The 11,837-nt window shown below is 49.9% G+C and carries 11 protein-coding genes and 1 pseudogene; 3 read left to right on the forward strand and 9 right to left on the reverse strand.

What is annotated here, in order from left to right; all coding sequences use genetic code 11:
- Positions 1-72: 72 nt before the first annotated feature.
- The 5 genes and pseudogenes from DFR47_RS10340 to DFR47_RS10360 all read right to left on the reverse strand — a co-directional run bounded on the left by DFR47_RS10340 (position 73) and on the right by DFR47_RS10360 (position 5,084).
- Entirely contained in the window at positions 73-1,275 is a 1,203-nt protein-coding gene (locus DFR47_RS10340) for a M20 aminoacylase family protein (protein ID WP_113944328.1), read from the reverse strand.
- Between the two features lie 134 nt (positions 1,276-1,409).
- Positions 1,410-2,195 carry an amino acid ABC transporter ATP-binding protein gene (locus DFR47_RS10345; RefSeq protein WP_374788371.1) on the reverse strand — a complete coding sequence of 262 codons (786 nt, stop codon included), beginning with the start codon at positions 2,193-2,195 and terminating at the stop codon, positions 1,410-1,412.
- Positions 2,192-3,109 (reverse strand): amino acid ABC transporter permease, encoded by a 918-nt coding sequence (locus tag DFR47_RS10350; RefSeq protein ID WP_113944329.1) that lies wholly within the window; start codon positions 3,107-3,109, stop codon positions 2,192-2,194. Before DFR47_RS10350 ends, DFR47_RS10345 begins: the two co-directional genes overlap by 4 nt.
- Positions 3,106-3,995 (reverse strand): annotated as a pseudogene (locus DFR47_RS10355) (ABC transporter substrate-binding protein). The gene DFR47_RS10350 and the pseudogene DFR47_RS10355 overlap by 4 nt, the downstream one beginning before the upstream one ends.
- 126 nt (positions 3,996-4,121) lie before the next feature.
- On the reverse strand, positions 4,122-5,084 hold the full coding sequence (locus DFR47_RS10360; protein ID WP_113944330.1) for a substrate-binding domain-containing protein: 963 nt from the start codon (positions 5,082-5,084) through the stop codon (positions 4,122-4,124).
- Between the two features lie 102 nt (positions 5,085-5,186).
- On the opposite strand from DFR47_RS10360, the gene DFR47_RS10365 reads away from it, so the two are divergent.
- The gene (locus DFR47_RS10365; protein WP_210207292.1) at positions 5,187-6,518 is read left to right on the forward strand and encodes an aminotransferase-like domain-containing protein; all 1,332 of its coding nucleotides are present in this window, start codon (positions 5,187-5,189) and stop codon (positions 6,516-6,518) included.
- 49 nt (positions 6,519-6,567) lie between these two features.
- On the opposite strand, the gene DFR47_RS10370 is transcribed toward DFR47_RS10365, so the two are convergent.
- The 4 genes from DFR47_RS10370 to DFR47_RS10385 all read right to left on the reverse strand — a co-directional run bounded on the left by DFR47_RS10370 (position 6,568) and on the right by DFR47_RS10385 (position 9,893).
- Positions 6,568-7,014 carry an iron-sulfur cluster assembly scaffold protein gene (locus tag DFR47_RS10370; protein ID WP_113944331.1) on the reverse strand — a complete coding sequence of 149 codons (447 nt, stop codon included), beginning with the start codon at positions 7,012-7,014 and terminating at the stop codon, positions 6,568-6,570.
- The gene (locus DFR47_RS10375; RefSeq protein ID WP_113944332.1) at positions 7,011-7,421 is read right to left on the reverse strand and encodes a DUF1641 domain-containing protein; all 411 of its coding nucleotides are present in this window, start codon (positions 7,419-7,421) and stop codon (positions 7,011-7,013) included. Before DFR47_RS10375 ends, DFR47_RS10370 begins: the two co-directional genes overlap by 4 nt.
- A 32-nt stretch (positions 7,422-7,453) precedes the next feature.
- Complete coding sequence (locus DFR47_RS10380) at positions 7,454-8,644, reverse strand: NAD(P)/FAD-dependent oxidoreductase (protein ID WP_113944333.1); 1,191 nt, start codon at positions 8,642-8,644, stop codon at positions 7,454-7,456.
- Between the two features lie 352 nt (positions 8,645-8,996).
- Complete coding sequence (locus DFR47_RS10385; protein ID WP_113944334.1) at positions 8,997-9,893, reverse strand: LysR family transcriptional regulator; 897 nt, start codon at positions 9,891-9,893, stop codon at positions 8,997-8,999.
- A 105-nt stretch (positions 9,894-9,998) separates the two neighbouring features.
- On the opposite strand from DFR47_RS10385, the gene DFR47_RS10390 reads away from it, so the two are divergent.
- Both DFR47_RS10390 and DFR47_RS10395 read left to right on the forward strand, forming a co-directional pair.
- On the forward strand, positions 9,999-11,411 hold the full coding sequence (locus tag DFR47_RS10390) for an MFS transporter (protein WP_113944335.1): 1,413 nt from the start codon (positions 9,999-10,001) through the stop codon (positions 11,409-11,411).
- Positions 11,412-11,427: 16 nt separating this feature from the next.
- Positions 11,428-11,823, forward strand: coding sequence for a DUF4440 domain-containing protein (locus tag DFR47_RS10395; RefSeq protein ID WP_113944336.1), 396 nt, complete (start codon positions 11,428-11,430; stop codon positions 11,821-11,823).
- Positions 11,824-11,837: the final 14 nt, after the last annotated feature.

Here is an 11,837-nt window from a genome sequence, read left to right on the forward strand (position 1 = left end):
CCTCGTGAATTAATTGAAATAACGATAAATTTTCTTATGAACTATTTTCGCTAAATCTTTGAATAAAAATAGTTATGCTTCAGCACCATTGCCGCCGGCTGCCAGATAGCGCTCTGCCAGACGTGCCCAGAGTGCGGAACCAACAGGCAGGTTTGCGTCATTGAAGTTGTATTTCGGATTGTGCAACACCGCTGAATCCACACCATTCCCCAGACGCAGGAAGCTGCCAGGTTTATGTTGCAGGAAATAAGCGAAATCTTCACTGCCCGGAATAAGCGGACAGGTTGAAACCTTATCGTCACCAATCAGTTCGCGCACAACTTCAGTTGCGAAGACTGTTTCCGCATCCGAATTGACCACGACCGGATAGCCCAGCTCATATTTTATCTCAGCAGTCGCACCATAGGCTGCCACGTGCTGTTCAGTGAGTTCGCAAACACGCTTTTGCAACAAATCACGCACAACCGGCGAGAAAGAGCGGATGCTCACGGCCAGATCAACATCATCCGGAATAACATTGGATGCTTCACCGCCGTGGATAGCGCCCACAGTGATAACCGCGGTTTCTGTCGGGTCAATATTACGGGCAACAACGGTCTGCAAAGCCATCACCAGACTACAGGCAACCATAACCGGATCAACGGTCAGATGCGGGCGGGAAGCATGACCGCCTTTACCGATAACTTTAATATAGGCTGTGTCAGCCGCTGCCATGATCGGGCCCGAGCGGGTGAGAACTGTGCCTTCCGGTGCACCCGGATGATTGTGCAGACCAAAAATCGCATCGCACGGGAAGCGCTCAAACAGACCATCGGCGATCATCGCCTGCGCACCGCTGATTTCACCGGCTTCTTCAGCTGGCTGGAAGACCAGTGTTACAGTGCCGTTGAAGTTTTTGGTACGCGCCAGATATTCCGCAGCACCGAGTAGCATTGTTGTGTGACCATCATGGCCACAGGCATGCATTTTGCCTTCAAATTTGCTGGCATAAGGCAGACCGGTCTTTTCTAAGATCGGCAGCGCATCCATATCCGCACGGATAGCAACACTGCGTCCGCCGGTACCAACGGTCAGGCAACCGACAACGCCATGACCACCAACATTGCGCGTGACTTCATAGCCCCAGCTTTCCAGTTTATCCGCAACAAAAGCAGCGGTTTTTTCTTCTTCAAAAGAAAGCTCCGGATTAGCATGGAGATGATGGCGGATTTCTTCCAGTGCCTCGCGGCGTGGTTCAAGATCGGCGAGACGGGCGAAATTATCGGACTGTGTCATGGTCTGCTCCCGTTATCAGAACGGGATCTCCTGTATTGGTTATCGGCAGGCATGCTGCATTGCGGTCAGAGACTCAAACTACTGCACTATATATGCAAAACACGCCGGTTTTGTCTCCGGCGTGTTGTTTTTTATCAAATAAAACGGCTGAGGAAGCTGCGGGTACGCGGATGCTGAGGATTTTCGATCACCTCTTGCGGTGTTCCCTCTTCAACCACCTTGCCGCCATCCATAAAGACCACTCGGTCAGCCGCTTCACGGGCAAAGCCAATCTCGTGAGTAACCACGATCATCGTTTGCCCCTGATCGGCAAGGCTGCGCATTGTGGTCAGCACTTCACCCACCAGTTCCGGATCGAGTGCCGATGTCGGCTCATCAAACAGGATCAGCTTCGGCTTTACAGCCAGTGCACGCGCAATCGCCACACGCTGTTGCTGGCCACCGGAAAGCTGGCGCGGATAAGCGTTGATCTTATGCGACATGCCGACTTTCGCCAGCAGTTCCTTTGCCGTTTCAATAGCTTCGCTTTTGTTACGGCCATGAACACCAACCGGCGCTTCAATCACATTCTGCAAAACCGTCATATGCGGATAGAGATTGAATTGCTGAAACACCATGCCGATCTGGCTACGCTGTTTAGCAATAGCGCGATCTGACAAAGGCAGCAGCCGGTTGTTTTTGTACTGATAGCCGATCTGTTGCTCATCGACAAAGATCGAACCTTTGTCGATGGTCTCAAGGCGGTTGATACAACGCAGGAACGTGGACTTGCCTGAGCCGGAAGGCCCGAGAATAACCACGACTTCACCGGAGCGCACTTCCAGATCAATGCCGCGCAGCACTTCAATACCATGAAAGGCTTTATGCACATTATTGGCGCGAACCAGAGGTTTTTGCATATTGGTTGTCTTATCCATCATGCATTCTCCTGCACTTTGGCCGGTGCTTCGTCCTTGGTCGCATCACCGCGTTCGCCACGGTTATAATGACGCTCAATCGCACTTTGTCCGACATTCAGAACCGACGTGATCAGCAGATACCAGATAACGGCAACCATCAGCATCGGAATAACTTCGAATGTGCGGTTATAGATCGACTGCACAGAGTAAAGCAGATCAGCCATCGCAATCACACTGACAAGCGATGTCGCTTTGATCATGCTGATCAGCTGGTTGCCTGTTGGCGGCACAATAGACCGCATTGCCTGCGGAATAATTACACGACGCAAAGCGCGTGCCCGTGTCATGCCAAAGGCTGCGGCTGTTTCACCCTGTCCTTTATCAACAGACAGCAGACCGCCACGAATAATTTCCGCCATATAGGCAGCTTCATTCAGAGCGAGACCAACAATTGCCGCCGTCAGCGGTGTAATAATGTCATTGGTGTTCCAGCTGATCAGTGTCGGACCAAAAGGAATGGCCAGCGAGATTTTTGGAAACAATGTCGAAAGATTGTACCAGAAGATCAGCTGCACCAGCAAAGGCGTGCCACGGAAGAACCAGATGAAGAGGTTAGAAAGCGAGCTTGCGAGCCTGTCCTGCGACATGCGGGCAATCGCCAGAATAAGACCGAGCGCGACACCGATAACCATCGCAATAACAGTCAGGCCGAGCGTAATTGTCAGCCCTTCCATCACTGTCGTATCAAAGAAATACGCGGCGACAACCGGCCAGCCAAAATTCGGATTATTGGCGACAATAATACCGAAATCGAGCGCGACGCCGAGAATGACGACCCACAGGATCACCCGTCGCAGCGGAAAAGGCGGGCGCGCCCGAGCGACGTCGAAACGCTCAACATCACCCGCAGCTGCATTGGAGACAGACGCGCTCATTGCGCGGTCTTTCCGGCCAGATTAATACCTGCTTTATCAATCATATTCTTTTCGAGACCCCACTTTTTCATGATCGTGGCATAGGTGCCGTTGTCGATCAGGATCTGGATACCATCGCGGAAGACTTCGCTCAGCGGCGAGTCTTTCGGCAAAACAGCACCCTGATACAGGTCGTCAAAGCCGTTTTTCTGTCCGGTTGCCGCAAGTTCCAGCTGGCCATTGGACTGCTGCACAAAATAGGTCAGCGGCGCCTGCGAAGAGAAGAAAGCATCAGCACGGTTGGAACGCACAGCCAAAATAGAGCTAGGCTGATCATTGTAAGACTGCACTTCAATCGGTTTGCCGTCGGCAGTGCATTTCTCGTTCTGATCCTTGATCACTTTTTCAGCAGAACCACCAGCCATCACTGCAACGCGTTTACCGCAAGCAGTATCCAGCGAGGTAATGCCTTCCGGATTGCCGGTTTTCACCGCGAAAACCACATATTCACGCACCCAGTCAACGAAATCATTAGCACCTTGGCGTGATGGGAAATCACCGTTCGGCCAAAACCAAGCTGGTAGCGTCCGGCGGAAATACCGCTGAGAACAGATGGCAGGCCACTGACTGTGGAATGAGTGATCTTAATTCCCATCAGCTGCCCCAGTGCATCAGTCATATCAGCCGCTGCACCGTTGACTTCCTTACCATTGATAATCTGGTATGGCGGGAAGGAACCGGAATTCACATCATTGATAACACCGGCTTTGATGATTTCTTCCGGCAGACGGGCGCGCAGCGCTTCATTCAATGCCTGTTCCGGAATTTTCACATCTTCAGCCAAAGCCTGTTGCGCAAAAATACTGCCAAATACAGCAGCAGCCAGCACGGTCTTCTTCATTCTCATTCTCCCAATAGTTCAGAGCACTTCCAGTTTGTCTGCAATGATAGGAAATGCTCTATCTGTTTGTTTTGGCGCGTATCTTATCCGAAAACCGCTTACACTTTTCGGGATACGCTCCGGTAAGCGTTTTCACGCCTTGTTCGCATAAAACGGAAACAGTTCTTCAACGCTCAGCTTGCGTTGCAAGATGCCTTGCAGGTGCAGTTCTTCTGCAAAATCATTGATCATCGCCTCATTGGCCGCAATACCGCTAACATTCCAGTCTTCCGGCAGATCCTGCGCACATTTCAGCAATTCATCGATCATCCATGGCGTGGTTTCAGCATATTTGCGACGCTTGGCCGTCCACATACGCTGGCTCTCATCCAGCAGATCGCTCAGTTCCTGTGCAACCCACGGATGCTCTGCCAGAATTTCCGGCTTGATACCCATCAGATGCATACCCGGCACGTAGCCGACATCATTGAAATAATTCAGCTCCGCACTGCGAAAATCAGGCAGAACCTGACGGAAACCTGCATTCTTGCCAAAATAACCATCCGGCATAAAAGGCGTGAACACGGCATCCAGCGCACCTTCACGCAAGGCATCCATCATTGGCTGCTCACCCGGCATGACTTCAATCCGGCCTTCACGGCCAAAACCATCCAGACGATCGGTGATCGGATGCGCTGCTGTCAAACGGCCTGCATACCAATAGGCATCTTCAACACCAATATCATGACGGCGCAGGGCAGCTCTTGTCCATGTATTACCGGAATCACGCCATCCGGTTACACCGATCTTCTTGCCAGCCAGTTGCTCAAAACTGGTGATACCACTGTCGACACTGGTAATGACACAGCGATGACGAAAGCCGCGCATGATGAAATTCGGAATTCCGACAATGCTGGTATCGCCTTCATCACGCAATGAAACATAGCGGCTGAACGACATTTCCGAAGCTTCATGCGCTTCATCCTCTCCCGGATCGGAAACCAAAGTGCCGACACGATCAACAATCACATCAAGTTTTTCCGAACGAATATCGCCAAGTGCCAGCGGTGTCAGATAATCCCAGTCACGTACAGCGATACGCAGTTTAACCGTCATAAACAGTCCCTCAAAATTTCCTCTGTACAAATGAGGTTAAATGTTCAAATTAAACTGATCAAATGTTATTATGTTACTGAACATTAAATCGGATAATGAGCTATGGTGCCTGATTTTTCCAGCGCGTGGTTTGCCAACCACCTCGAAGACCGCACAATGCGTGGTATTGCCCGCGATATGGCTGGCCTTATCAGACGCGGCACATTGCCGGTCGGCACCAAATTACCACCAATCCGTGATCTGGCTTATGTGCTGGGGATCAGCCCCGCCACGATCTCGGAAGCGCTGAGCGAATTACGCAAACTCAAAATCATTAATGGCAAAGGACGAAACGGCACTTGGGTCAGCGGCGATCATTTTGCGGCCAAACCTGCGCGTTTGATGAGCTTCGGCAATTACGGAGACGATGTACTGGATCTCTCGATGGCTATACCGGATACGGCATTACTGCCGTCTCTGGAACTGGCGCTCCGCCATGGTGCACAGGCGGAAGGCCTCAATAGCTATCAGCGGGTTCGTATTTTGCCGGAACTTGAGGAGGCTGTACGCCGCGACTGGCCCTATGAACCTGAAGCTTTTCTCGCGACCAATGGCGGCTATAATGCCACTTACACGCTAATCCACGCTCTCCTCACCCCCGGCGCATCAATTGCGATTGAAGATCCGACAGCCATGCGCCTTCTTGATATTATTGAGGATTTTGGCGCAAAGATCATCCCTGTACACTGTGACGATCAGGGGCCTCTGCCCTCTTCCCTTGCGGCAGCGCTTGAAAAGAAACCGGCAGCCTTTTTATTCCAGCCACGCGTTCATTCTGTGACCAGCCACTGCATGAGCAAGGAGCGCCTGATGGCGCTGGGCGATGTGCTTGAAGGCCACGATACATTGATTATCGAAGATGACGGTGTTGCTGATATTGCCGCATCGCCCCGTCAAACACTCGGCGCACGTTTTCCTGACCGCGTAGTCCATATTCTGTCTTACTCCAAGACACTGGGACCGGATTTACGTCTGGCTGTACTTTCCGGCTCCGCCAGCCTTGTGGAGCAAATTCAGTCTTACCGCAGCTTCAGCTCGGGCTGGACAAGCCGTATTCTGCAATCTGCTGTCGCTTGGCTTTTGAAAGATGAGGCAACACAACATAGTTTGGAACAGGCACGGCAAATCTATCAGCAACGCGCCCGCCATTTTCAGCAGGCACTGGCTGCTCATGGTAAAAGAATTCCGGATAATCATGGTCTGTGCTGCTTTATGCCGGTGGAATCCGAGCAATTCGCGCTGATCACACTGGCAGCACGCAATATTGCTGTCGCACCGGGCTCCAAATTCTCAGTCAGACCACTGCCTGCTGTGCGTATTGCAACCAGCACATTACAGGATCATCAAGTCGAGGCGGTGGCTCATGCCGCATATCTTGCAAGCAAGCCAGTATAGATCTTCGTCTCAAGGTTTAACAACGGTACCGTGCTGCAATGCCACTACATCAAAGCCTTCGCTTTAATTGTTCAGCAGCATCTTCAAGCACCTGAAACGGCAGCAGAATAGAACCGTGACGTGCTTTAAAAGAGCGGGCAGCAATAAACATTTCCAATGCACGCCATTCTTCCGGAAAGCGCACATCTTCACCTGCCAGCAAACGGCCAAGTTTTTCGCCAATTTCATGAACAGCTGAAAAACTGCAACCCGGCGCTACTACCACAACAACGGCAGTCGAAGCCATACCAAGCGTACAAGCCCGCGCCTGATAACCAAGCTCTGTAATCACTTCCTGATTATGACGAATATCGAGAGTAACAGCACTGCCACAGACAGGACTGATGCGCCGAACACTCAGATCTGCAGGAACGAGACGGACGTCATTACGAGATTTCCGTGCCCATTCACGCACATTATTCTCATAAAGACGCCCGATTTCCGTTTCAGTTGTCATTCTTCTGTTGTTTTGTCCATTTGTCGGCCAAGCACAGCAAGAAACTGCAACACAAAATGCAGTCCCCGCCGCACATCCTCATTACCGGCAACTTTCAACAAACCAAACAGGGACGGCAAAGGTAAAGTCGCGGTCTGGTTTTGCGCATAACGCGCAGCATTACCTAATGCCCACGCTGCACCGACGGATTCTTCATAGGCTTTCATCAGCTTTTGCACCATGGCATCGTCAAACATATCAACGCCGTCAGAAGCCAGAGACAGCAGATCGACCACATTATGAAGACGCTTGCCCTGTAAAAGTGGTGAAACTTTTTCCAGCAGGTCTTTCAGACCTTGTTCTGTCGCCTCATCCATCATTGGCGACAATGTTGCAAATTCGTCCGGATTGGATTTATTCAAAGTCATGTCCTCCCCTGAGGCTGCATCTTGCCAAAACTTTAGATGATACCGCGTGCGACAGACCAATAAATGCCGCGATTGAAGGCCTTACGCAGCAGCCCTCCCACTTTTGTTGGTGGCGTAGGATGCACATCCTCATCATAATTATACCAAAGCGGCATACCAGCCTCGAGCCCCATCTGCGCGACGGCCTGTACCTTACCGTCATAAGCATCGACAACTCGGCCGAGACGAATATCACCGGCAATATTATTGGCGATCACAGGGCACTGATTATGGCAGGAACCACCCGCCTTAGAGATCGGCAGATCAACCGTATCGCCCATAACATAGGCATTCGGATAGCCATCCAATTGCAATGTTTGCCGGTTTGTCGGCAGCCAGCCCTCATTATCCGCGGCTTGTGAAACGCCGCTTTCAAGAACTGCATCCACAGCTCTGATAGGCGGTGTACACATCAAGAGATCGAAGTTCTCCTCTTTACCCTCTTCAGAAACCGCCGTTTTACGCTCCGGATCAACTGAAGCCAGTGTAAAGCCACGCTGGAATTTAATGCCTTTGCTCTCGAAAATCGCAGGCATTACTTCACATACTTCCTGCTGGAGGAAGAGACAGTTTCGCAAGAGCTGAGAAACCGTCGGATAGGTATAGACGATCTCGACTTGATCCCGCACACCTTTACGCCGCAGATATTCATCCAGCATCAGCGTGGTTTCTACCGGTGCGATACCGCATTGATGCGGGACATTCGGGGTTTTCGGGAAATTCACCGTAATGAAAATACGGCCCTTTTCGAAGTTACGCAGCTTCTCTGCCATCTGCAGCGCCGGCTTCTGTTGATAGAAGTAATCTCCGGCCTGCTTCAAACCCGGAATACGTTCCGGAGCCGGTAAACAACCGGTAGACACCACGATATAATCATAGCCGATCGTCTTACCGCTCTCGGTTGTAACGGATGAACCGGCAAAATCGAAACGGGTGACTTTATCGACCTGAAAGTTAATTTCCGGACGCAGCAGTGTCTGTTGCTTGCGCCGCAATTCGCCTTCAAAAAACATATCGAAGGCTACATACATAAAAGCAGGCTTATAGTAGTGCCACGGCGAATCCGACAATAATGTTACTTTGACAGAACCGCGCGCTACTTCCGGATAAAGTTTAGCGACGATACTATTGGCAGTCATAGTGCCGCCAATACCGCCTCCGACAACGATAATATGCTTGGTCAAGAAAGCCCCCTGTTGCTGATGATTTATGCATGCGTGGTTACATTCTCAAAATCAGGCTAACACAGGTAATTTATTGCAACAAGCATAGTTTTTTACATAAAAATATTTCTAAAAATAAGAAAATATATGAAATTCATTTTTTAATATTGTAGCGGTCAAAATATCTCATGAGTATTACGCATCAAAATATTGTAATAACAATAAAAAACGAAATTTCAGAAAATTTATACGGCCGTAAATGCCATAACCGGCAAGATTAATACAAAACTGACCTGATCCAATCTCAGTTCAGGCAACAAGGCAGACATAAGAAAACGTTCAACAGACTCCGCTTAAACAGACAGAAATTTTATCATTCAACCCTGTTTTTCAAGAAATCAATGAACGCTCTGACCTTTGCCGGTATGTGACGTGTATTCGGATAAATCGCTGACACTGCTTGTTTCGGAAAACGAAAATCCGACAACAAATGGATTAAACGCCCTGCAGCGATATCGTCAGCGACCAACCATTCGGGCAACAATGCCACTCCGGCGCCGCGCAACGCGAACTCCCGCAACGCTGAAGAACTATCTGCCGTTATCATTGCCTCCGTTTGCATATCCAGCACCTCCTGAATTTTGTTTGGCGCTTCAACCTTCCAGATTAATGGTGTGTCCAAACGGCTATGTGCCATCCACCGTAAAGCTTTGAGCTCAGGAAGGTCGGAAGGCTCCTGAATATTTTGATTTTTCAGATAATCCGGCGATGCGACCGGAAGAATGGAAAATGTTTCAATCAGAGCTGCTCGATAGCCTGTATCGGCAATCTGCCCCAGACGTATTGCAATATCAAAACGCTCTGCAACCAAATTGACATGATGGGATGATGCGCTGTGCTGTATTTTCAATTGCGGGTGCATTTGAGAAAATGTTGCAAGTGCAGGAACGATTTTGTGGACCCCATATTCGAGCGTGGTTGAAATCCGTAACAGCCCGTTCAGTTCCTGATGTCCGCTCCGCGCATCCTCCTCAGCTAAAGCGGCATCTTGCAACAGCCTTTGCCCGTGTGTGTAAAACCTCTGCCCGGCTTCAGTCAGCATTAAACGCCGTGTGGTTCGGATGAGCAGTGATACGCCGAGATCAGCTTCAAGTTGCTTGATATTAAAGCTGATAACCGCCCGCGTCTGACCAAGCAACTCCGCCGCTGCTGTAAATGATCCGCTATCAACAACCGTCACGAAAATATTGACCCGTAGTAAATTGAGCATGAGAACAGTGCCTATTGTCAAAATTATTTTGCTATTTATTTCAGAATTGTCTGACTTATCATCATTATCATAAGGCGTATAGACGGATCTTCATAAGGAGATCCCATGTCATACCGGACTAAAATCGCGACTGTTTATCTGCTGGGTTTCTTTCTGGACCTTATTAATCTCTTTGTAGCAAGTGTTGCTTATCCGCTCATCGCACGCGATCTTAATGCAACGGTGACAGAACTTAGCTGGATTGGCACGGGCTACATTCTCAGCCTTACACTGATTATTCCCTTAAGCAGCTGGTTATCCAAACGCTACGGTGCCAGACCCATATTGCTGCTGTCTCTGACGCTGTTTGCAGTTGCTACAGCGGGCGCAGGCATGGCCGGATCAGTTTACGTGCTGATTGCATGGCGGGTACTGCAAGGCTTGGGCGGCGGTCTGCTTATTCCGGTTGGCCAGACTTTGACATATCAGCATTACCGGCCGGATGAACGGGCCGGACTGTCCTCGGTCATCATGCTCGTTGCCTTACTCGCGCCAGCTCTTTCGCCTGCGGCAGGCGGGATCATTGTTGATTATCTTGGCTGGCGCTGGATATTCTTTCTCAACCTGCCACTGGCACTTTTAACGCTCTGTCTTGCCAGTATCTGGCTTAAAACAGATAACCGGCATACCAACCCTGTTCCGCCATTCGACTTTTTCAGCTTTCTTACCGGATCGCTCGGTTTGGTATTTTTATTGTTTGGCCTGTCGCAACTTGCCGATCCGCAAACACTCTATAACGGAACACTTAGTGTTGCAGCAGGGCTGGCAGCTATAGCCCTGTTCATTCGCCTCAGTCTGAAAAAACCGCAGCCCGTCCTGAATTTGCGCTTAACCGCAGATCTCCTGATGAGGGCCTCAATGCTTGTGTATTTACTGATCCCCGGTGTGTTTATCGGCATCAGTATGATTACAATGCTTTATCTTCAATCAGTACTGGGAATGTCTGCTGCAAATACCGGTCTTCTGATGCTCCCCTGGTCACTTGCTTCTTTTATTGCCATCAGCCTGACCGGAAAATTCTATAATCATTGCGGGCCACGCCCGCTGTTTATGATCGGATGTGTCCTTCAAGGCTGCGGTATTGCTATGCTCTCTCAAACACAGAGTTCAGACCAATATTCGCTGTTCATAATTGCCTTCGCTTTTATGGGCTTCGGCGGCAGTCTGTGCAGCAGTACCGCACAAAGCACTGCCTTTATGCAGGTTCAAGCATCCGATCTGGCAGATGCCAGCGCAATCTGGAACATCAACCGGCAGCTGGCCTTTGGTTTTGGCGTCGCTCTTCTGTCGTTGTTTCTCAACGTCATTTTATCCTGGCACAATGTTGCTGATGTAACCGACCCGTCCCAGACCAAAGCAGCGATACAGGCTTTTCATAGCTGTTTTTTGATCATCGCCCTGACTGCTTTAATCCCGCTCGCGATATGTGCGCGACTACCAAACCGCAAAATTCTCGACAATCTTCAATCCCGAACCTAAGCAAAAGAGATACTCAATGACGCAATCCGATATGTATTTTGACCTTATCCGCAACACAGTCAGTATGATTGAAGATTGGTTCAGCGGTGCAGATAACAGTGCCAAACTCTATGAAAAACTCATGGCCGATTTTTCAGCAGATTTCACAATGATCACGATGAGCGGTTCAGAGCTTGGCTATCCTGAAATCGGTGCCTTTTTCAAAGCACAGGCCGGTGCAAAATCAGGGCTGAAAATTACCCTCGAAAATATGTCTGTTATCTATGAAGGTTCTGACGGCGCGGTTGTAACCTATCATGAAATTCAGGAGCAATCAGGCCATGAACCAACAAAGCGCGTAGCGACAGCCTTCCTGAGCAGCATAGGCGCCCAATTGCAATGGAAACATTTGCATGAAACATCCGTTGCTTAAACTGAGACGCAAGC

This window comes from Pseudochrobactrum asaccharolyticum, from assembly GCF_003314995.1.
Lineage (GTDB): Bacteria > Pseudomonadota > Alphaproteobacteria > Rhizobiales > Rhizobiaceae > Pseudochrobactrum > Pseudochrobactrum asaccharolyticum.